Below are 21,869 nucleotides of genomic sequence, written 5' to 3'. Positions count from 1 at the left end.
AATCGATGTGAGCCAGATGTGCTGCACCCCCTTAACAGCGTAGCACTACATCGCGTCGGCCGCTTCCGTTTGAGGCAAAATCCCCAAACTCGCAAAAGCGCGGGCAAGGTCGCGGTCTCCGAAAGGCTTTTGCACAACGGCGCAGCGGCCCAAAGTCTCAGCGACGGGTACTTCGGCTTGGCCCGTGGCAAAGACGATCGGCATATCGGGGTGCTGCTTGCGCACGCGGGTGGCGACCTCTTCGCCAGAGATATCAGGCAGGCCCACGTCGATTAGCAACACGTCAAACTGTTCCTTTTCCAGCTTGTCCAATGTTTCCTGACCAAAGGCGGTTTCGGTCACCTCCGTGCCCATGCCTTGCAGTATATCCGCCAGATCAAGCCGGATCAGCGCGTCATCTTCGCAAAGCAGCACATGGCAGGCATTGTTAGGCCGCTCTTCACCACGCGCGGTTGCAGCCGCTGGCACAGAAGTGAGCGCATCGCGCACCTTGATGGCCAAAGCATCCTTGGTGAAAGGCTTGGCAAGGAACTGCACCCCGGCATCGACTTTGCCATCGCGCACAATCGAATCGCGCGAATAGCCTGAGATGAATAGGATGGGCAGATCGGGCCGTTCGGCTTGAAGGGTTTCGGCCATATCGCGGCTGCTTAGCTCACCGGGCATCACCACATCAGAGACCAGAAGGTCGAACTTTGGCTCTTGCCGCACGGTTTTCAGCGCGGCGGACGGGTCTTCGGCGGTGCGGACTTGATACCCCAGATCAGACAGCAAGGCAGCTGTGGCATCGCGCACCTCGGCGTCATCTTCGACCAACAGCACCGTCTCGGTCCCGCCGACGATATCTGACGGATCATGCCATTGCACAGGCTCTGCCGCGGATTTTGCGCGTGGCAGCAACAGCACCACAGAGGTGCCGATATCGGGTCGACTGTTAATTGTGACCCGCCCCCCCGATTGCCGTGCAAATCCATAGACTGTGGAAAGCCCCAGCCCGGTGCCTTTCCCCACGGGCTTGGTGGTAAAGAATGGATCAAAGACCTTGGGCAATGTTTCAGCAGGAATGCCGGGCCCTTGGTCGATGACTTTAACCTCGACGTAATCGCCGGCCATCATGTCAGGCTCTCCCAACAGGTCTTTTGGACCGAAATGACGGTTCGCGATTGCGATCTTCAACTTGCCGCGCCCCTCCATCGCGTCGCGCGCGTTTATCAAAAGGTTCAGCACGGCGTTCTGAGTGCTGGCGGCGTCGACATAGGCGGGCCAAAGCGCGTCGGCTGCGTCTATTTCGACCGCCATCCCTTCGCCCAAGGCGCTGCGGATGATATCATCGATATCGGTCAACAGGTCGCGCAAATCAATCGATCGGGGTTGCAGCGGCTGACGGCGGCTGAAAGCCAGCAGTTGCGATGACAGCGACGCCCCGCGTTCGACCGCCCGCATGGCAGCATCTATCCGCCCGCGTGCGGGGATCTCGGCCGGGAGTTCACGGGTGGCCATCGTTAAGCTGCCGGTCATAACTTGCAGCAAATTATTGAAATCATGAGCAATGCCCCCGGCAAGATTACCGACTGCCTCGACCCGCTGGCTTTGCGCCAAACGGTCATGAAGCTCTTCCAACTCGCGGTTGCGCTTCTCCACCCGTTCTTCCAGCGTGCTGTTCAGATTGGCGAGTTCGCGTGCCATCTCTTTCTGCTCGTGGATATCTGAGTTTGTCCCGACCCAGCGCAATAGATTGCCCTGCGCATCCATAATCGGTGCTGCCCGTACCAGATGCCAGCAATAGGCCCCATCCGCGCGGCGCAGACGGAACTCTGTCTCATAGATGGTTTCGGATCTGATCGCATCGGCCCATGCGGCGATTGAGGCCGCGCGGTCTTCGGGGTGTATGATAGTCGGCCAAGCGTCCCCCGCCAAGCTGCCTTTTTCCGCCCCGGAGTAGGCATAAAGCTGTTCGCTGATCCAATCCAAATGCCCGTCGGCCGTAGCAGTCCAGACATGCACAGGCATGGTATGCGCCATGGTCCGAAAGCGTTCTTCCGCTTCGCGTAGATGCATTTCGGCCATCTTTTGAGCTGTGACATCATGGCCTTGCACCATAATGCCGATGGTTTCGCCGCGCACATTGTCGAGCGGCTGGAACACAAAATCCACAAAGGCGCGTTCTGGCGGCCCCTCGGCGCTACGCTGCAACCACGCTTCGGCCCCGCGTTGGGTTACGGCCTTGCCGCTGCGGTAAACCTCATCAAGCATTTCGGGAAAGCCTTGCCCCCTGAGTTCCGGCAAGGCCTCGTTCAGTGGTTTGCCAATCAAATCACGCTGACCGACCAGTTTCATATAGGCCGCATTGGCTGTGCGGAACACATGGTTCGGCCCCATCAGGGTGACCATGAAGTTCGGCGCTTGTTCAAAGATCATCTTGAAAAGACTAATGCCTGAATCAAGCTCAAGGTTCTGGCGTGTGACCAGATGGGCGCGGCGCAGCACATCTGTTTGAGCCAAATTTGAATTTCCGTCCGACAGCGCTTCGGCGTTGTAGATGTCGGTGATGTCTTGTGTGTGCTGCAAGATGAACTCAACCTCGCCGCCAGCGCCCAAAATCGGAGTATGCGTCGCGCTCCAATAGCGGTCTTCGCTTTTGCCATCAGCGTCGGAAATCGGATAGGGGATGACAGGAAGATGGTCAGCGATACCATCGCGGAACACGCGTTCAAAAGACCCGCGCAGCATACGCCCTGACTCGCTGTCTGGGTCAGAGGGGAATTCTTCGGTCAGGATCTTGCCAAATAGCTTGTCTGCCTGACGGTCTGTGACCTGTAGATAAGCATCGTTCGCCCAAACCACCCGCAGTTCATGATCCAGCAGCACAAAGGGCGAAGGCGCGGCTTGGAGAATCTTTTCAAAATCGTGGTTCATTGCGTGTAAATCTACATTTCTAAATAGGAAATATGGGTTGGAGACCGTTGCTGCGCATTCAATCCTGCTTTTTGGTGGCAGGCAAGAACCCGTGTCAGCCCTCGCGCCGAGGGTGGCACAGACCAATGACAATGCCGCGTCGGCGACTCTCGGGTGGCGTTATGCATGTTATCAAAGCTCAGATACATTTGGATCATGGCAGAGTAAATCCACTGCCTCTTGAACGCGGGCCAATTTCATATAGCTCGAATGCAGGACCGCACCAGCCTTCGATACGCATTTTACAACGTCTTGAACTCCGCGCTCAGTTTGCGATGAATGGACCGGGGAGATCCTCTGCCCGATGCTGCCCCGCATCTGAAAAACCTTTGCCATTCGCCGCATATTGACAGAGTGCTGCCCTAAGCAATTCAGGACAACCGTATGACATTCCGCTTCATCCACGCGTCTGATCTGCACATTGGGCGCAAATTCGCGAATATCCCGCAGCCACCCGATGGCAATATTCGCGGGCGTTTGATGGAGGCACGGCATGGGGCGATCACAAAGCTTGCCCAAGCCGCCCGTGATCGCGGTGCCGCGCATGTCTTGCTGGCAGGGGATACATTCGATACCGCCACCCCCTCGCCCGCCGTGGTGCGGCAGGCCCTGACCGCAATGGGCGAAGCGCCAGAGGTGACATGGTGGATCCTGCCCGGCAACCACGACAATCTGCGCGATGCCGAACCCCTGTGGGATGTGATCAGCCGTGACGCACCCACCAACCTGCGCGCCCTGACCGATGCTGCCGCTATTGAGATGGCCGAGGGCATCACGCTGCTGCCCTGCCCCGTGGCTTATCGCGCCGGGGCGAGTGATCCAAGCGCGCCCCTAGATCAGATGCAGAGCCCCGAAGGCCACCTACGGATCGGCTTGGCCCATGGTGGGGTCACAGATTTCACCGAAAGCGGCGACGCAATTGCGCCTGACCGGGATCGCCGCGCGGGTTTGGACTATCTTGCGCTTGGCGACTGGCACGGGCGCATGGCGGTGTCTGAACGGGTGCACTATTGCGGCACGCCCGAACAGGATCGGTTCAAACATGGGCAACGTGGTGTCTGTCTTGCCGTCGATATCGCAGGCCCGGGGGCCGCACCAAAGGTCGAAGAGATAGAGACCGGGAGTTTTCTTTGGTCAGAGGCCGAGCTTGCGCTCCACCCGAGGCAAGACGCCGCTGCGGCCCTGAACGCCCTGTTGCCCACGACGGGCCGCCGGGATCACCTGCTGCGCGTCACGGCGCGTGGCTGGGCGGGCCTGCCGGATCGCGCCGACCTTGCCCGCGCAGCCGAAACCTGCGCCCCGGATTTCGCGCATTTCGATCTGGTGACAGATGCGCTGGCCACACAATATGAGGCGGGCGACCTTGATGAGATCGACCGCGGTGGCGCGTTGCGTCTGGCGGCAGAAGCACTGGTGTCCGAAGCGGAATCAGAGACCCTCTCGCAAGCAGAGCGTGACGTGGCCGCCGATGCGCTTGCCCGGTTGCATGCCTATGTGCAGGGGGCAAAAACATGAAAATCCGCGCCATCACCCTCAATAACGTGCGCCGTTTCACCGACCCTGCGCAGGTGGTGGGCATTGGCGACGGTATCAATGTGCTGAGCGAGCCGAATGAACACGGCAAATCCACGCTCTTTGACGCGATACAGGCACTATTTTTCAAACCCTTCGGCTCGCGCGACAAAGATGTCGCTGCGTTGCGCCCCCATGCGGGCGGCGCACCAGAGGTAACCGTTGAGGTCGAAACCGACGAGGGTCGTTTTTCGATTTTTAAGCGCTGGTTTCAAAAACCTCTCGCCACTGTCCACCGCAGCGGCACCCTGATTGCGCAGGCAGACGAAGCCGAGGCATGGATTGCGCAGCTTTTGGGCGGCGATGCGGGCGGACCATCAGGGTTGATCTGGGTGCGGCAAGGGATGACCGCGCTTACTGGCGGCTCCGGCAAAGAAGAAAAACTGGCGCTGGAGGCGCGCCGTGACCTCATGACCTCGGTCGGAGCCGAGGTAGAGGCGATGACCGGCGGGCGGCGCATGGACAAAGCCTTGGCCCAATGCCGGGACGAGCTTGCGCATTATGCCACCGCTACGGGGCGTCCCCGCACAGGCGGGCCATGGAAAGAGGCGCGAGATCAGGTTGAGGAACTCAGCGCCGAACACGATCACCTCGCCAGCACTGCGCGAGAGTTGCATGACGCCTTGGCCGAACGGCAACGTGCCCGCCGTGCCTTGGCAGAGTTGGAAGCCCCCGATGTCGTAGAAGAGCGCCGCCAAAAACTTGAAATGACACGTGCCGCCCATGCCGCAGCCACACGCCACGCCGAAGAGGTCGAAACCCTCGCTCGCGCCATGGACCTTGCCCGGCTTAACGCCGAAAGCGCCACCACGCGGCTGGACAGCTACCGCGCCGCAGAGGCAGAACAAAAAGCCGCCCTCGCGGAAGAAACCCGTGCCCGACAAGCGACTGACGCCGCGCGTTCTGCGTTGGCGGAGCGACGCACCGCACTTGAGGCCGCTGAAGTATCCGCACAAGAGGCCCGCACCGCCCTACAGACGGCCGAAGACCAGCGCAGGCGCGCCCAACGTGCAGTCGCCGCACGGGAAGGGGCAGACCGCCGCCGCGCGTTAGAGGCACGGATCAAAGAGGCCGAAGAGGCGCGCCGCCGGATGGAGACCGCAGCAGCCGCAGCCCGCTCCGGCCCCGATACTGCCGCCCTGCAACGGCTTGAAGCCCTTTCTGCCGAACTTTCCGCCAGCCGCGCCGCCCGCGATGCCACCGCCACCCAAGTGATCGTGCATTATGCGTCCGGCAGCTCGGGCGTGATCCACGGCGATGACGGCCCTCTAGCCGATGGGACGGCCCTGCCCCTGCCGCGCAGCACGACGCTGCGGATCGACGGGATCGGCAGTTTGGAAATCCACCCTGCGGCATCCGGGCAAGAGGACGGCTCGGTTGAGGCTGCAACGGCGAAATTGCAAACCGCCCTCGATCAAATCGGCGCGGCTAATCTTACCGAGGCCCGCGCCGCCACCGCCGCCCGCGCCGAAGCCGCCGCGCGACAAGGGGAAGCAAAGGCCGTGTTGGCCAGCCTCGCGCCCAACGGCATTGATGCGCTGCACCAAGAGCTTGCCGCCATTCCGACCCCAACGACCGAGACCGACGCACCCGATATTGAAACAGCCGAAAATGCCCTGCAAGCCGCGCAGACCCACCACGAGGCCTGCCGCATAATCCGAGAAACTGCAGCCGAAGCGCTGGCCGATGCCAAGGCCGATGCCGCGCGCAGTGACGCGCTGCTAACCTCGCTTACCGACCGTCTGCAGCGCGCAGAGGCGCAGCAGGCGAAACTGGGTGACGTCGCCGAAGAAGACCTTGCCACCCAAACCGTCACCACTGCGGCAGCGCTAGAGGCTGCTCGGCTTGCCCATGCCGAAAAGGCAAAAGACGCACCCGATGCGGCCAGCCTTCAGGCCGCCCTTACCCGTGCGGAATCGGTAGAAACCCAAGCCCGCGATGAGATTGCCCGCCTGCGCCCCCTGCTCGCCCGGCTCAGCGAACGGATCACCCGCGCATCCGGCGACGCGGTAGAAGAGCGACTGGCGGAGACCCAAGAGCAATTGCAGGCCGCAGAAGATAAACTTGCACGGATCACGCATGAGGTCGCCGTGCTCACCCGGCTAGAGGCCGCCTTGCAGGATGCGCGCAACGAGGCACGCGAGCGATATTTCACCCCGATTGTCAAAGAACTCAAACCCTTGCTGCAACTGCTTTGGCCGGACGCCGAACTGACGTGGGGCGAAGAATCTCTGCTACCTCATGCCCTAATCCGTGGTGGGCGGGAGGAGCCGATTGATGTTCTTTCCGGCGGCACGCAGGAACAGGTGGCGCTGCTGGTGCGGCTTGCCTTTGCCCGAATGCTGGCCCGCGCGGGGCGCATCGTGCCGGTGATCTTGGATGATGCGCTGGTCTTTACCGATGACGACCGGATTGAGCGGATGTTCGACGCGCTTCACCGACAAGCGGGCGATATGCAGATCATCGTACTGACCTGCCGACAGCGGGCGTTTCGTGCGCTCGGGGGGCAGGCTTTGCGCCTGCAAATGGTCAAAGAATAGTCACCCAGCCTACTGCCCGCGCAACCGGAGCGTTTATTATTAGGGTCGAATGAACCTTTCCCTTTGTCACGCGTTGCCTTGATAGCACCTGCGCAGGGCATTTGGGGGGAAGACTTTGAGCGATATCGCCGCGATCAGACGGCTGTTGGAAGTGTTGGTACTAATAGCCCTCTTCGTAACTGCCTATTTCGCCAAGGATCTACTGCTGCCGATCTTGCTTGGCTTCCTCCTCGCTCTCACACTTAGCCCGTTGATCCGCTCGCTGGAAAGACTTGGCATCGCGGCCCCGCTGGGTGCAGTGCTGTTGATTGGCTTTGTCGGATTGATCATCTTCCTGTTGGCAGGGCTCTCGGCGGGTACTGTCGCCACTTGGGCTGATGAAATTCCATCCTTGGGAAATGAAATCCGACGCAAGCTACAGGGCTGGGTTCAAACGGTGGAGAACGTCCGCTCGGCGACCGAACAGGTGGAACAGATCACCACAGAAGATGGCGGCGGCAGCCCCGACGAGGTGGTAATGAAGCAGCCGGGTCTGCTGAACAACGCCATGAACACAGGTGCGCGGATCGGTGGTACAGTGGCCGTGGCCTTAGTATTGGCTCTGTTCCTGCTGGCCTCTGGCGATTTGTTCTACCTCAAATTGGTGCAATCTTTCCAGACATTCACGGGCAAGAAACGCGCACTGAAAGCGGTCTATGACGTTGAGCGCCGCGTCTCGCGCTACTTGCTGACCATCACTGTCATTAATGCAGGTTTGGGCATCTCTGTCGGGCTTTACCTTTTCGCGCTTGGCCTGCCGGTGCCTTATGTCTGGGGCATGGCCGCATTCTTGCTGAACTTCCTGCCCTATATCGGCGGCGTAATCGGTGCCGTACTAGTTGGCGCCTATGCCATTGCTACATTTGACAGCGTTGGCTACGCGATCCTTGCCCCAATCGGGTATCAAATCCTAACCGGGATCGAAGGCCAGTTCGTCACCCCCTACCTCGTCGGTAGACGGCTAGAGATTAACACGGTTGCCGTGTTCCTTACCGTGGTCTTTTGGGGCTGGCTGTGGGGGATTGCGGGCGCACTGGTGGCGGTGCCCTTCCTCGTGGTGTTCAAGGTGATCTGTGAGAATGTCACAGCCCTTAATATGGTCGGGAATTTTCTAGATAAATCCAACCCCGAACTTGGCGCATCCGCGGCAGATGAAACCGCCGCGGACAAGCCTGTTGCTTAAGCCTGCTTAGCCCGCGAGGGACGGCAGCCAAAGCACGATCTGCGGGAAGGCCACCAGCAAGCCGATGGTCACCGCGTCAGCAACGAAGAAGGGCATTACGCCGCGGAACACGTCCTGCACGCTGAGGTCGGGGCGCACGCCGGCGACGACAAAGCAGTTGAGGCCAATGGGCGGGGTGATCAAACAGAACTCCGCCATCTTCACCACAAGAATGCCGAACCAGATCGCGCACATCGGACCGGACATGCCAAAGGCACTGTCAGCGGCCGAGACGAACTCGCCCCCATTGAGCGCCATCACCGCCGGGTAAACCACCGGCAGGGTCAGCAGCAGCATGCCAATGGCGTCCATGAACATGCCCAGCACCGCATAGGCCAGCAGGATGCAGATCAGGATCAGCATAGGCGAGGTTTCGAGCGATGAGATCCAATCGGCGAATGCGCCCGGCAGATCGGCGAAACCGAGGAAGCGTACATAGATCAAGACGCCCCAGATGATGGTGAAGATCATCACTGTCAGTTTGGCGGTCTCCAACAGCGCGTCCTTCAACTCCGCCAAACGCATCCCACGGAAGACGGCCATACAGAAGACGATAAACGCACCCACGGCGCCACCTTCAGTCGGGGTGCCCCATGCATCGCCAAAGGGGTTGTAGACGAAGAAGATGATGATCACGACCACCGCGACAATCGGCAGAGCGGCAGGCAACGCGGCAAAGCGTTCGCGCCATGTAAAGCCGGTCACCGGCGGGCCGACGTTCTTCCAGATCATGGCGATGCCGATGATCAACACCGCATAGACCACCGCCGAGAAAGCACCGGGGATGAAGCCCGCCAGCAGCAGTTTGCCCACGTCCTGTTCAACGATGATCGCATAGATCACCAAGATCGCCGAAGGCGGGATCAGCGAGGCCAGCGTGCCCCCCGCCGCCACGACACCCGCGGCGAATTGCTTGTTATAGCCGATTTTGAGCATTTCGGGGATAGCGATGCGGGCAAAGACTGCTGCCGTCGCAACCGAAGCACCCGACACGGCCGCAAAGCCTGCTGTGGCGAAGACGGTCGAAACCGCCAAACCGCCCGGCACCCAAGCGAACCAACGTTTCGCGGCTTCAAAGATCGCCTTGGTGAGACCTGCGTAATAGGCCAGAAAACCGATCAGGATGAAGGTCGGGATGAGCGAGAGTGTCTGGCTCGAGACTTTCGAGTGCGGCACCTGCCCGGCGGTCTTGATTGCCACGGTCAATGCCCAGCCAAGCTGGTCCCACTCCATGCCCTTCTTGGCCCAGAAAATCCAGATAAGGCCCACAAGCCCGGCCATTGCAGCGGCAAAGGCCACCCGCATGCCAAGCACCACCATGAGCAGCATGCCGCCCGAGACCCAAAGGCCGATTTCAATAGGATCCATCAGTCACGTCCATCCAGTTGTTCGGCCTCGGCCATTGCTTGTTCTGCCGCCGATTGCACCAGCGGCACGGCCACGGGGCGGTCCAGCCCCAGCACCAAGGCCCGGCCATAGCCCCAGATTTGCAGGCAAAGCCGCAAAGAGATCACGGCAAAGGCCACGGGCACCACCAGTTTGCTGGGCCAGATCGGCAGGCCGATGTCGATCGAGCTGTCGCGGCTCCACATCGGGGCGGCCATATCAAAGCTGCGGTCAAAATGCGCCCAAGCGCCCCACGTGAGTGCCAGCATCAACAAAAGGATCAGCACCACCGACAACAGTTCCGCCGCCCAAAGCGCACGGCCCTTCAGCTGGCCAATTAGGATATCCATGCGCACATGCCCGCCCATACGTTGGGTATAGGCAATGCCCATGATGGCGATGAAGGGCATGGCCGCTTCGATCCAGTCGACATACCCCGCCAGCGGCGTGGCAAAGAACTTGCGCCCCCCCACGGACCAAACGGCCAGCACCATCAACATGAAAACGGCAATCCCCGAGATCAGGGCAAAGATGGTCTCTAGCTTCAGCAGGCCCCGGTCGAGGCGGCTGAGGAGGCTGCTGTCCTCCAGCACGGCGGATGATCCGGCCATCGGCTCTCCTTTTCAGAAAGTCTGATTGTTTCGTTTCAGAAGTCGAAAGGGCCGCGCGGTTTGCCGCACGGCCCTCACAGTCATGCGTGGCAGGGTTTAGTTCGACGCCTGCTCTTTTTCCAGCGTTTCGATCACGAGATCGTAAAGTTCCTGACCCGGAATGCCTTGGGCTTCCATGTCTTTGATCCATGCTTCACGCGCAGGGTCAGCCGCTTTGGCTTTGAACTCGGCGATTACCTCTGGGGTGAATTCGACCTTCTCAACGCCCTTTTCCTCAAGAACGGTATCCCAACGCTCCAGCAGTTCCGCGTAGTTGGCGAGGTAGTGATCCAGCGCCTCATCGACCGAGCTGTCGAGCGCTTCACGCTCTTCGTCGCTCAGCATTTCATAGGCGTCGATGTTCACCACGACGGGGCAGTTCACCGTGCCGGGGTTGAGGTTCGCGGTCCACCAGTCGGCTTTGTTGATCGTGCCGAAGGACAGATGCGCGTGCTGGGCGAAGGCCACGGTGTCGACGACACCCGATTCCATTGCATTATAGGCTTCGGTCGCGGTCACGGATGTGGGCACGGCGCCGACAGCTTCAAAGGCTTTGCCCAGACCGCCGGTGGCGCGGACGCGCATGCCGTCGAAATCTTCCAACGTGGTGCGCGGATCGCCGGTGCCGACAAGGTTGTACTGTGGCATGGGCGAAGTCATGAGCATTTTCGCATTCCACTGTGCCATTTCTTTGGCGACGGCGGGGTGGTCATAGACCGCTTTGGAAACCGCGACTTCTTCTTCGAGGTTGCTTACACCCAGAAACGGCAGTTCCAGTACGGTGATCGCGCGGTTCTTGTCGGCGTGGTAGCCGGCGCAGAACTGGGCCATCTCGAAAGCACCGATGGAGATACCATCGAGGTTCTCACGGTTCTTGGACAGGCCGCCGTAGCTGACGTTGATGGTGAATTCACCGTCGGTCTTCTCCGAAACCAGCGCGGCGATCTTTTCCACATGTTCGGTGAAGGCGCGGCGCTTGCCCCAGACCGAGGCATTCCATTCGGTCGCGGCAGCTTCGCTTACAAAAGCTACGCTCAGCGCACAGGCGGCGGCACCGCTCAGCAGTTTTTTCATGATGGCTCTCTCCCATAGTTGCCGCCCTTGGATGGGCGGATTGGCGCACAGGCTACCCCGCGGGGGCTGGCCTGCCAACCCCGTCATGCCGCGCAAATACGACAGCCGCAAGACAGTAGCGCCAAGTTTGACTGGCAAGGCTTTGAAAAATCTTACTAATCGCTTCTTCGCCAAAGAAAATTTACAGACATCCCGGCAGACGGGAAAAACGTTTACAGGCAAGCCCTTGTAATCCAGTTGCTTATTCACTTCTTTTCACGGGCCGTTATGATCCAGCTCAGGAGGAGGCCACGGAAAGCAGGGGAGACCCGCGCCCCGTGGCAAGACGCGTAAATCTAGGGAGGAACCACCATGTCCGACGCCACTGCAAAGACCTATCCGCCATCCGCCGACATGGCCGCCCGCGCCCATGTGGATGCGCAGACCTACGACAAGATGTACCAAGCATCCGTCACCGACACCGACGGTTTCTGGCGCGAACAGGCGCAGCGGATCGACTGGATCAAACCCTTCACCCAAGTGCGCGATGTCAACTTTGACCTTGGATCAGTCAGCATCAACTGGTTCGCGGATGGTGAGTTGAACGTCAGCGCAAATTGCATCGACCGCCATCTAGAAAAGCGCGGCGATCAGACCGCGATTATCTGGGAGCCGGATAGCCCCGAGGATGACGCCAAACACATCAGCTACCGCGAGCTTCACAGTGCCACCTGCCGTATGGCCAATGTGCTGCGCGATCTGGGCGTCGATAAAGGCGACCGCGTCATCATCTACATGCCAATGATCCCCGAGGCCGCCTATGCCATGCTGGCCTGCGCGCGGATCGGCGCGATCCATTCCATCGTCTTTGCCGGGTTCTCCCCGGATGCGCTGGCCGCCCGCGTCAACGGCTGCGAAGCCAAGGTCGTTATCACCGCCGACGAAGCGCCGCGCGGCGGCAAAGCCACCCCTCTCAAAGCCAATGCCGACAAGGCGTTGGCGCAATGTGATGCCAGCGTTCAATGCCTTGTCGTACGCCGCACGGGTGGAGACGTCTCGTGGGACGACGCCCGCGACCGGGATTACAACGCGCTGATCAAGGATGCCGCCGACACCTGCAAACCCACCGCAGTCGGTGCCGAAGACCCGCTGTTTATTCTCTACACCTCCGGCTCCACCGGCCAGCCCAAGGGCGTCGTCCACACCACCGGCGGCTATATCACCTATGCGGCGCTGACCCACGAAGTCACCTTCGACTACCACGACGGCGACATCTATTGGTGCACGGCGGATGTGGGCTGGGTCACCGGGCACAGCTATATCGTCTATGGCCCGCTGGCCAATGGCGCGACCACGTTGATGTTCGAAGGCGTGCCCACCTACCCCGACGCCAGCCGCTTCTGGCAGGTCTGCGAAAAGCATAAAGTCACGCAGTTCTACACTGCCCCCACAGCAATCCGCGCCCTAATGGGGCAAGGCAAAGAATTCGTCACCAAAAGCGATCTGTCGTCGCTGCGCATCCTTGGCACCGTGGGTGAGCCGATCAATCCCGAGGCGTGGAACTGGTATCACGAGGTCGTCGGCCACGGCCGCTGCCCGATCGTCGATACATGGTGGCAGACCGAGACCGGCGGCCATCTGATGACACCCCTACCCGGCGCCCATGACATGAAGCCCGGCGCGGCGATGAAGCCCTTCTTTGGCATCAAGCCGGTGGTGCTGGACCCGACCTCGGGCAAAGAGATTGAGGGCAACCCTGCCGAGGGCGTGCTTTGCATCGCCGACAGTTGGCCGGGTCAGATGCGCACGGTTTGGGGGGATCATGAACGGTTCGAGAAAACCTATTTCGCGGATTACCCCGGTTATTACTTCACCGGTGACGGCTGCAAGCGCGATGCCGACGGCGACTATTGGATCACGGGCCGCGTGGATGATGTGATCAACGTCTCAGGCCACCGCATGGGCACCGCCGAGGTCGAAAGCGCGCTGGTCGCCCATGACAAAGTCGCCGAAGCCGCCGTGGTCGGCTACCCGCATGACGTCAAAGGTCAGGGCATCTATTGCTATGTCACCTTGATGAGCGGTGAAGAGCCTTCCGATGATCTGCGCAGCGAACTGCGCAACTGGGTGCGGCAGGAAATCGGTCCCATCGCCTCGCCCGATCTGATCCAATGGGCGCCCGGCCTGCCGAAAACCCGCTCGGGCAAGATCATGCGCCGCATCCTGCGCAAAATCGCCGAAAACGACTATGGCGCCTTGGGGGATACATCGACGCTGGCGGATCCCACCGTGGTGGACGATCTGATCGACAACCGCATGAATCGCTGACACGCTGCGCGGCGCGGGCGGCTACCTGCCCCCGCGCCGCGTTGCATGAGAAAGAGAGACATGGACCAAACCGCCCCCCAAGTGCCGCCGCCCGCCTCCGCTGCGGAATGTGACGCCGCCCTGCCGGATATCCTCGCCGCGCCCAAGGATGGCGCCGTGATCGAAGAGCTTTGCTTTCGCCCCGACTATGGGGAGCGAGATTTCCGTGATGAACTGGAGCTGACCGTGGCCCAAGGCATCCTTGGCGAACGTTGGACCGAGAAACCTTGGCTGACCCTGCCCGACGGCAGCCCAGACCCGCGCATACAAGTGTCGATCCTGTCTAAAAGAGTGATAGATCTCTGCTGGCGTGATCGCGACCATACGGTCCACCCGGGCGATACGATGATCGTGGACATGGACCTCGGCCACGAGAACCTGCCCGTCGGCACACGGCTACAGGCTGGATCGGCGGTGCTGGAGGTGAGCGACAAGTTCAACAACGGCTGCATCAAATGGCGCGACCGCTATGGCCAAGACAGCCTGCGGTGGATCAACCGAAAGGAAAACCGCCCGCATCGGTTGCGCGGTGTCCTGTGCAAAATCGTACAGGACGGCACCGTTCGGCGTGGGGACCGGCTGACCAAGCTCTGACGTCTCGCACTTACAAATGGGCCGCCCCCAAGGGACGGCCCAGGTCTTTTAAAACTATCGCTCAGGCTCAACCTTCGACGCGCTGCAGATTGATCTCACCCACGCCCACGGCAAAGTTAACGCCAGTCTGGGTGTTCACGCTCAGCGGCTGAAGCGCCAGCGTGTTCTCGGACCCACCCGTCATCAGGTTTGCACCGGCGCCCACACCCACGGTTGCTTCTGCAGAGACACCTTTATAGCTGCCGTTCAAGCCGCCTTCGGAATACTCCTGCTCGGTCGGGGCCAGCACCAGCCAAGACATTTGGCCGTTCTGGGTTTTGCCGATGTCGACGCCCCACCGGCTGATCTCACCGACATAGGTCTCATCTTCGAGCCCTTCTTCGATGGGGTTAAAGGTACATGTCAGTTCACGGGTAGAACCAAAGACAAAGCCGGTACCATCGCCCACATCGCAAGACAGCGACCCGATTTCGGCGTGATCGACTGTCTCATTGTCATCGGCCATCGCGGTGGAGCCAAAGGCGGTGGCGCTCAACAGGGCGGCGCCGAGGGTCAGTTTGGTTGCATTCATCATTGTCTGTCACTTTCCGGTGCAAGCTTGCGCACCTATCTTTTGTGAACGGCATTCGGGTGCCCGGTAGAACGGTACACATCACGCGCCCCGCTCCCTTCCGACAGCCAGCATCAACGCCACTTGGACCCTGATGTTGCCTCTCATCGCAGACATAACGCCCGCCCCCAGAAAGGGTTCCTTTGGGTTTCGCAAACAACGGATATCCGCGCAGTAAGATGGCGATACAACGCGCCGGCACCGCTGGACAAATCGGCGCCCACATGGCACCGCTTGTCGCTATGAACGATGATCTGATCCCCTTCTCCCCCGACAGCGGCGATGCCACGGCTCTGCGCCGCGCCTTTGGGCGTTTTGGCACCGGTGTGACTGTGGTCACCGTTAAAACTACGCAGGGCCCGATGGGGATGACGGCGAATTCTTTCGCCTCTGTCTCGCTTGATCCGCCTTTGGTGCTGTGGTCGCCTGCGATTTCATCCAAGCGGCACGATAGTTTCACCGCAGCGGCGTCATTTTGCATTCATGTACTTGGCGCGGATCAAGAGGAATTGGCCCAGCGTTTCGCCACACAGGGCCATGACTTTGCCGGGTTCGACTGGACCGAGGATGCAGCAGGCGTGCCCACTTTTGCAGGCTGCCTTGCGCGGTTTCACTGCAATACCTACGCGGTGCACGCAGCGGGCGATCATTCGCTGATCCTGGGCCATGTCCGACAGGCCGCGCTGCGCGAGGACGGCGCCTCGGGGTTGATGTTTGACCAAGGCCGTTATGGCCGCTTTACCCCACGCGACGAAGCTTAAGCGCCGCTGAAACCAAGGGTGCCCCGCTAGGCGCCCTCGTTCTTAATAGTCCCGCTCAAAGAAAATCCCGATGCTGCTGTCGCCATCGGAGCCGAGCGTGCCCTTGGCCGTCAGGCTTTCGCTGATGTCGAGGTTGAGGGAGACCTCGCCGGTCCCGTCAGAGGCCGCCGTGACATCGGTATAGACATTGTCCGTCAGATATTTCCCCAACCGCAGCGCCGTGGCGCCATCGTCGGTGGTGGTCACATCAAGATCATCCAATCCAAAGCCTTCGCGCAGGTTGCCGATTATCCCGTCGCCCTCACGGCCTGCAAGGGTCGCCACGGCGCTGGCAAGTTGCAGCGCCTGAAAGGCCGAGATTTCCGAGATGTTACGCCCGAAAAGCAATTGCGACAGCACTTCATCCTGTGGCGCGGCGGGGGTTGATTCAAAGGTAACCTCCGGCTCATTCGCGGGGCCACTGACAATCACACGCACCTCTCCCGCCTCGGTATCGGTTGAAGTAACGAACCGGATATAAGGAATGAAATCACCCTGAAACTGAACCGACCCCTCATCCAGCAAGAAACGTTTGCCCAAGATATCCAGCCGCCCCCGGATCAACTCAAACCGCCCGGCAGAGATAATGCGGTTGGTGGTGCCGCTGAGGTTCAACGCGCCGCCTAGTTCCGCATCCAGCCCGCGGCCGCGCACAAAGATGCGGTTCGGCGCATTGATCTGCAGATTGAGCCCAAAACCAGCGCCAGAGGATGTCTCGGTCGGATCGTCACCCGCATCGGCGCCATCGAGCCCCGCCTTGCGGCGCGTCGCCAGAACATCGGCTGGCGCGTTGACCTGGGTGATCTGCGGGATGTCCCCGATCGAGGTCAACCCCGTCGCGGGCACCTGAATATTCGTCTCGCCCGCGTTGATCACACCGGTAATCTGCGCCCCGCCGCTCAGCGGGCCAGCGAGACGCAAATCCCCGTTCAACGTGGTGCTATAAAGGCTTGGATCCGCATAGACGAGGTTGCGCACAGCGATATTAATATCCGCGGGCAAGGCAGGCGTCAGGGTGACCGCTCCGGCCACGTTAAGCTGCCCGCCATCCACCGCTTGGCCTGTCACATTTAACTGTGCGCGGTTGTTACCAAGCTGAATGTCAGCGTCGATCCCCTGCAAGGCGACCCGCAGGTTTGGCGCAGTGAATGTCGCATTATTCGTAGAGATACGCCCGCTGACCGAAGACAACGCCGCTGGTCCATTGATCTGCAAATCAAATTGCGCCTGCCCTTGCAGGTTGCGCGGCGCGAGGAAGGGCCGCGACAGCCCAAGCGGAGCATTGCCTGCAATATCAATGTTTAGCGAGCCATCGGCATTCACCAATCCAGCAACGCTGGCCTGCGTACCAGCAGGGCCGTTGGCATTGGTGTCAATCCGCCATGCCTCCCCCTCACGCCGGGCCGAGCCTGCGACACTGAGTGGGCCGTTCACTTGGTCGACCAGCGCGCCGATGTCGGGCACGTTCAACTGGAAATCGACATCGGCGTTGGGGCCAGTCACCAGCCCTTCGACAGTTGCCTGCGCGCCGTAAGGGCCGCTTGCGCTGGCATCAAGCACAACACCTGCATCCGTCTGACGCGCCGTGCCATTGGCCGCGAAAGACCCTGAGACACTTGGCACCAATGGATTAACGTTCGGCACAGAGACGTCGAACTTCAGCGACACTTCTCCCGTCACCAGCCCCTCGACCATGGCACTACTGCCATATGGGCCGTTTGCATCTACATCCACGGCAATCCCGTCAGTTGTTTGACGGACATTGCCCTTGGCCGATAGCGGGCCGTTCACGCCGGGGGCAAGCGGGCTGACATCAGGCACGGAAAGATCGAAACTCAGCGCCATATCGGGGCCTGTTGCCAAACCTTCCACCGACACGCGACTGCCGTAAGGGCCACTCGCGATTGTGTCGACGACAAACCCCTGATCGGTTTGCTCCACCGTGCCGCTGGCCTCTACCCCGCCGTTAACCTGCGGGACGAGGGGCTGAATATCTGGAAGCGCCAGATCAAAGGCCACATCAACACGGGGCGAAACCAGCCCTCTGACAGACGCCTGCGCATTCAGCGGGCCACTGGCGTCTGTATTGATCTGCCAGCCTTGCGGCGTTTGGCGCAGATCGCCCTTGGCCATGACCGGCCCGGTAATGTCGGCATCCGGCACAAAATCTTCGATTCGGGGGATATCAGCGGTAAAATCAATCTGCGCGTTATCGCCCGTGGCCAAGCCCGAGACGGTTAGTGCGGCGTCATAGGGGCCATCGGTAACAGCATCTACAACCCAACCGCGCGCCTCTTGCACCGCAGTTGCCTTAACTGAAACTGGACCTTCGTATTGTGGCAGCACCAGACCGATATCGGCCAATGCGAAATCGAGCGCGGCGCGGCTGTCTTCACTGCGCAGTTCGACATCGCCGGTCAACTCAAGCGCGTCATTCTTCAGATCAAGCTCGCGCAGGAAGGTCCCGGTTTCATTACGTTTTGCCACCATGCTTAGGCTGGTACGCCCCGCCAAAACCGCATCAGCCTGTTCAATACCGATTTGCAGGTCATCCGTACCACCTGCAATTGCCAGATCAAACATACCGCCCAAGGGAGTCACGGACCCATTCAGCGCAAGCGCCGTGGCCCCTGAAATATCGCGGCCCGCAAGCGCCGAAAAGCGGCTGATATCCTTGGCTTCGAGCGTCATCTTCAACTGGGTCAACAGCCCGGCATCCACACCATCAATCGCCGCTTCACCGGTAAGACCGTAATCTTCGCCCGCAAGCGTCAGACCGTTGATCTCAATCGGCTCTCCCTCGACAAAACGGATCTCGGCGCTGCCGGTGATCGCGTCACCAATGGCCGCTGAACTGGCCGGATCAGTCAGCGTCAGCCCCTCGGTGGCAAAGGTCACATCGCCAAGGAACTGCCCCAAGCTGCCCAGATCGCCCTCAAGGATCCCATCAAGGGCAAGTTTGGTTTCGGCAATTTGCACCGCGCCAGTGTCCAGCCCGGTAATGTCAAATGCACTCTCAAACCGGTCCCCATCCGCGGCATCATAGTCCACCCGCAACGTCACAGCCTCAACTCGCGTGCCATCACCCGACACGGGCAACAACGTCGAGGTGCCATCGGGGTTGGCAATACGGCCGGAAATGTCGATCAGTGTCGGCCATTTCTCTTGGTTCAGCGTGACCTTACCCTCAAGATCGACGGAATTCGCCGCAAGGGTGAAGCTGCTGACATCAACAGCACCATTGCTTTGCAACAGCGCATCCAGCGCCAGACGGACATCTTCGCCAAAAAATTCACGATAGCGCGGGGCCAGCAGTGCGGTGATGTCACCGCCGATGTCGGCCTGAATTCGACGGTCCGGTCCGTCGCCCGTACGCTCAGAGCTTTGCGCGCCTAGCGTCACCTGCCCTGCTAGACGTTCTTCGCCATCGGTGGCGATTGTCACATCGGTGGCGAAATCATCCAATGGCCCTGCGCCTTTAACCGACATCTGCACAGACGGTTGACCCGGCAGATTCAGCAGCTTGGAGGCGATGCCTTCGGGGTCTTCGGTAAGTTCCAACAGCAGATCAAGGACACTTTCCGTGCGGTCGAAATCAGCCTGAATGTTAAACTCACCCCGTGTGCCGTCCGTGCGGCGGGCCTGAAAATCGACGATACCGACCTGATCGGTCAGGCGTGCATTGGCCTTGACCGACAACTGCGCCGCCTCCCCCAAGATCGGCTCACCCAGGTTAATCTCATCCACGGAAAAGTCTGCAATTTCAATGGATACTGGCAGATCGGGCAGTGCGAAGGGTTTGGCTTCGGCGTCCGGCAGATCGACCTCATCACTGACAGGCAGGCGATCAACATCCAACCGCCCGGCGGTCAATTGTTCGACCTCTAACCGACCGCGCAGCAGGGCCGATCGGTTCCAATCCAGCACCACGTCCTCCAGCGTCAGCCAGATGCCATCATCATCGGAAATGGTCATCCGATCAAAAGAAGCAGCCGAGCTGAGCGCCCCGGCAAAACCATCAATGCTGACCGTACGCCCAGCCCCGCTAAGCGCGTCCTGAATGGTGCGCGTCAAAAAGCCCTTGTCATCATCCTGCGCGAAAGCCGGAGAGAGACAGGCAAGGTAGACAAAGCTGGCGGTGAGAAATTGGAGAAACTGTCGCATTAAAACGCCTGCCCGATCCCGATATAGACTTGGAAATCTTCATCCACTTCCGGCCCAGACGTTGGCACCGCCACATCCAGCCGAATGGGGCCAATCCCCGTTGCATAGCGCAGGCCAAGCCCCGCACCGGAATGCCAAGTGCCCGATCCGTCATAGAACTCTTCTGAACCGATATAGCCCGCGTCGGCAAAGCCCACGACGCCGATCTTCTCGGTCAGTTTAACACGTGCCTCGGCCGAAACGCCCGCGAAGCTGCGCCCACCAACGGTGTCGCCACTGGCCAGATCAACACCCAGCGATTGATAGGGTTGCCCGCGCACGCTGCCGCCCCCACCAGAATAAAAGAGGTAATCCGCAGGCGCCTCTGACAGGTCTGGCCCGGCTACAGAACCCAGTTGACCCCGGAAGGCCAAGGTGACCGGACGCTCAGTCCCAAAGGTCCGATAATAGCGCGCGTCGAAATAGGTTCGCAGCCCGCTTGCAGAGCCGGAGACAGCAACAAAGGGCATGATGCTGGCATCAATGTAATACCCTTCGGTCGCGTCTAACTCTTTGTCACGATAGTCAAATTCGGCGCCCAGCGGTAGGGTTAACAAGGTATAGTTATTGGTGCCAAACGCGTCTTCCGTTTCCGCCACGCGCAGACCAAGGCCCGCGGAATAGGTACGGTTTTCATTCGCGATCCGCTCGATCCCCGCTTCAAGGTCCAATTGGCGAGAGAAGTAATTCACCTCGTCCAACTGCTCCAACGTCGCCAGCGCATAGAAATTTGTATCTTCGTTGAAGGTCGCGGGCCGTTCAAAACGCGCCGAAAGCGTATAGTCTTCGCCCCCCGAGTTCCCGCCAATGCCTTCAATCTCTGCCGAAAGCCGCAGCCGTTCGGCCCCGCCCAACAGATTGCGATGCAGCCAAAAGGTGCTAAGTGTCAGCCCCTCAAGCGAAGACAGTTCCGCACCAAAGCCCAAGCGGCGTTTGGGCGCTTCTGTGATCTGAGCAGTGATCGGCAGCGTGTTATTGGGGCCGATCCGATCGGCTTCGATCAATGCTACAGCGTCAAAAGCGCCAGTGCGGCGCAGACGTTCGGTCGCCAGGTCCAACTCTTCGGGAGAGAACACCTCCCCCTCCGGCAGGCCTGCAATTTCGAGCAAACGTTGGGTGCGGACATCTTCGTTTCCGGTCACGGTAAGCGCGCCAAAGCGCAGCTTTGGGCCGGGAGCGAGGCGCAGATCAGCGTCGATCAGACGCTCCCGATGTTTGGCGGTCAAATCCTGCTCGGCCAATTCGGCCTTGGCATGGCCCACGGCGCGCCACCCGCTGATCCCGGTGGAAACGGTCTCTTTCAGCACGCCGAGGCTTGCGGTTTCCCCGGTGGCAAAGCCGTCTGGCAATTCGGTCTCTGGCGCGACGGGGGCGATGCGGGTCAAGCCAAAGCGGAATTTCGGCCCCGGATCGACGGTGATCACCGCCCGACCAATTCGGCGCGGCGGCTGAACTGCCGGAATTGCCGACGCATCAACGCCATCAAGCGTGATTTTCAGGGTCGGCCCAAAGTATCCATTGTCATAAAGAAGGGCCAAAAGCCTGCCGTAGTCGGCCTGTGCCGCTGCGACCAGTTCCTGCGGCGTGGCCGGTTCGGCATCTTCATCCTGATCCGTCTGCTCGGCCAATAGGGACCCACCGCGCAGCGTGGCATAAAGCTCTGAATCCTCAGCCACCCCTGTGAGTGCCAGCTCTGCGGCTTGCGCAGCAGCGCCCCCGCCAAGAAGTAGTCCAAGAACGAGATAAATCGCTGCCCCTTGAGTCTGCCCTTGATGCGCCACGCGCTACCCTCCTGCATCCCGTCGCCCCGGTTTCCGTGCCGGTTCTGCTCTGCCCGCCGCACACGGGCGTTATTCTCTCACCTTTAAACGGCATCAC

The 21,869-nt window shown here is 60.3% G+C and carries 14 protein-coding genes; 7 read left to right on the top strand and 7 right to left on the bottom strand.

The window, feature by feature from the left end; all coding sequences use genetic code 11:
• Positions 1-45: 45 nt before the first annotated feature.
• Positions 46-2,916, bottom strand: coding sequence for a hybrid sensor histidine kinase/response regulator (locus BM229_RS00695; protein ID WP_093925796.1), 2,871 nt, complete (start codon positions 2,914-2,916; stop codon positions 46-48).
• A gap of 423 nt (positions 2,917-3,339) precedes the next feature.
• Here BM229_RS00695 and BM229_RS00690 point away from each other — a divergent pair, with 423 nt between their 5' ends.
• From BM229_RS00690 to BM229_RS00680, 3 genes are all read left to right on the top strand, one after another.
• Positions 3,340-4,470 (top strand): metallophosphoesterase family protein, encoded by a 1,131-nt coding sequence (locus BM229_RS00690; RefSeq protein ID WP_093925795.1) that lies wholly within the window; start codon positions 3,340-3,342, stop codon positions 4,468-4,470.
• Positions 4,467-7,067, top strand: coding sequence for an AAA family ATPase (locus tag BM229_RS00685; RefSeq protein ID WP_093925794.1), 2,601 nt, complete (start codon positions 4,467-4,469; stop codon positions 7,065-7,067). Before BM229_RS00690 ends, BM229_RS00685 begins: the two co-directional genes overlap by 4 nt.
• A 115-nt stretch (positions 7,068-7,182) precedes the next feature.
• A complete protein-coding gene (locus BM229_RS00680; protein WP_093925793.1) occupies positions 7,183-8,289 on the top strand; it encodes an AI-2E family transporter in 1,107 nt (368 codons plus the stop codon).
• Positions 8,290-8,295: 6 nt separating this feature from the next.
• Here the strand turns inward: BM229_RS00680 and BM229_RS00675 are convergent, their stop codons facing one another.
• The 3 genes from BM229_RS00675 to BM229_RS00665 all read right to left on the bottom strand — a co-directional run bounded on the left by BM229_RS00675 (position 8,296) and on the right by BM229_RS00665 (position 11,438).
• Positions 8,296-9,696: a TRAP transporter large permease gene (locus tag BM229_RS00675; protein ID WP_093925792.1), complete on the bottom strand. Its 1,401-nt coding sequence runs from the start codon at positions 9,694-9,696 to the stop codon at positions 8,296-8,298.
• Positions 9,696-10,325 carry a TRAP transporter small permease subunit gene (locus tag BM229_RS00670; protein WP_093925791.1) on the bottom strand — a complete coding sequence of 210 codons (630 nt, stop codon included), beginning with the start codon at positions 10,323-10,325 and terminating at the stop codon, positions 9,696-9,698. The genes BM229_RS00675 and BM229_RS00670 overlap by 1 nt, the downstream gene beginning before the upstream one ends.
• A 96-nt stretch (positions 10,326-10,421) precedes the next feature.
• Positions 10,422-11,438 (bottom strand): C4-dicarboxylate TRAP transporter substrate-binding protein, encoded by a 1,017-nt coding sequence (locus BM229_RS00665; RefSeq protein WP_093925790.1) that lies wholly within the window; start codon positions 11,436-11,438, stop codon positions 10,422-10,424.
• An 85-nt stretch (positions 11,439-11,523) separates the two neighbouring features.
• On the opposite strand from BM229_RS00665, the gene BM229_RS18160 reads away from it, so the two are divergent.
• The 3 genes from BM229_RS18160 to BM229_RS00655 all read left to right on the top strand — a co-directional run bounded on the left by BM229_RS18160 (position 11,524) and on the right by BM229_RS00655 (position 14,378).
• Positions 11,524-11,670, top strand: a complete 147-nt coding sequence (locus BM229_RS18160) for a hypothetical protein (protein ID WP_167360171.1) — start codon at positions 11,524-11,526, stop codon at positions 11,668-11,670.
• A gap of 119 nt (positions 11,671-11,789) precedes the next feature.
• Entirely contained in the window at positions 11,790-13,745 is a 1,956-nt protein-coding gene (gene acs / locus BM229_RS00660) for an acetate--CoA ligase (RefSeq protein WP_093925789.1), read from the top strand.
• Between the two features lie 60 nt (positions 13,746-13,805).
• Positions 13,806-14,378 carry an MOSC domain-containing protein gene (locus tag BM229_RS00655; protein WP_093925788.1) on the top strand — a complete coding sequence of 191 codons (573 nt, stop codon included), beginning with the start codon at positions 13,806-13,808 and terminating at the stop codon, positions 14,376-14,378.
• 67 nt (positions 14,379-14,445) lie between these two features.
• Here BM229_RS00655 and BM229_RS00650 read toward each other — a convergent pair whose 3' ends face one another.
• The gene (locus BM229_RS00650) at positions 14,446-14,952 is read right to left on the bottom strand and encodes a DUF992 domain-containing protein (protein WP_093925787.1); all 507 of its coding nucleotides are present in this window, start codon (positions 14,950-14,952) and stop codon (positions 14,446-14,448) included.
• 260 nt (positions 14,953-15,212) lie between these two features.
• On the opposite strand from BM229_RS00650, the gene BM229_RS00645 reads away from it, so the two are divergent.
• Positions 15,213-15,749 carry a flavin reductase family protein gene (locus tag BM229_RS00645; protein WP_093927163.1) on the top strand — a complete coding sequence of 179 codons (537 nt, stop codon included), beginning with the start codon at positions 15,213-15,215 and terminating at the stop codon, positions 15,747-15,749.
• Positions 15,750-15,791: 42 nt separating this feature from the next.
• Here BM229_RS00645 and BM229_RS00640 read toward each other — a convergent pair whose 3' ends face one another.
• Both BM229_RS00640 and BM229_RS00635 read right to left on the bottom strand, forming a co-directional pair.
• Complete coding sequence (locus BM229_RS00640; RefSeq protein ID WP_093925786.1) at positions 15,792-19,952, bottom strand: translocation/assembly module TamB domain-containing protein; 4,161 nt, start codon at positions 19,950-19,952, stop codon at positions 15,792-15,794.
• Positions 19,952-21,772: an autotransporter assembly complex protein TamA gene (locus BM229_RS00635; protein WP_093925785.1), complete on the bottom strand. Its 1,821-nt coding sequence runs from the start codon at positions 21,770-21,772 to the stop codon at positions 19,952-19,954. Before BM229_RS00635 ends, BM229_RS00640 begins: the two co-directional genes overlap by 1 nt.
• Between the last annotated feature and the right edge of the window lie 97 nt (positions 21,773-21,869).

The organism is Sulfitobacter dubius, assembly GCF_900113435.1.
Taxonomy (GTDB): domain Bacteria; phylum Pseudomonadota; class Alphaproteobacteria; order Rhodobacterales; family Rhodobacteraceae; genus Sulfitobacter; species Sulfitobacter dubius.
Note: the sequence above shows the minus strand (reverse complement) of the source record. Positions and strands in the feature narration are given on the sequence as shown.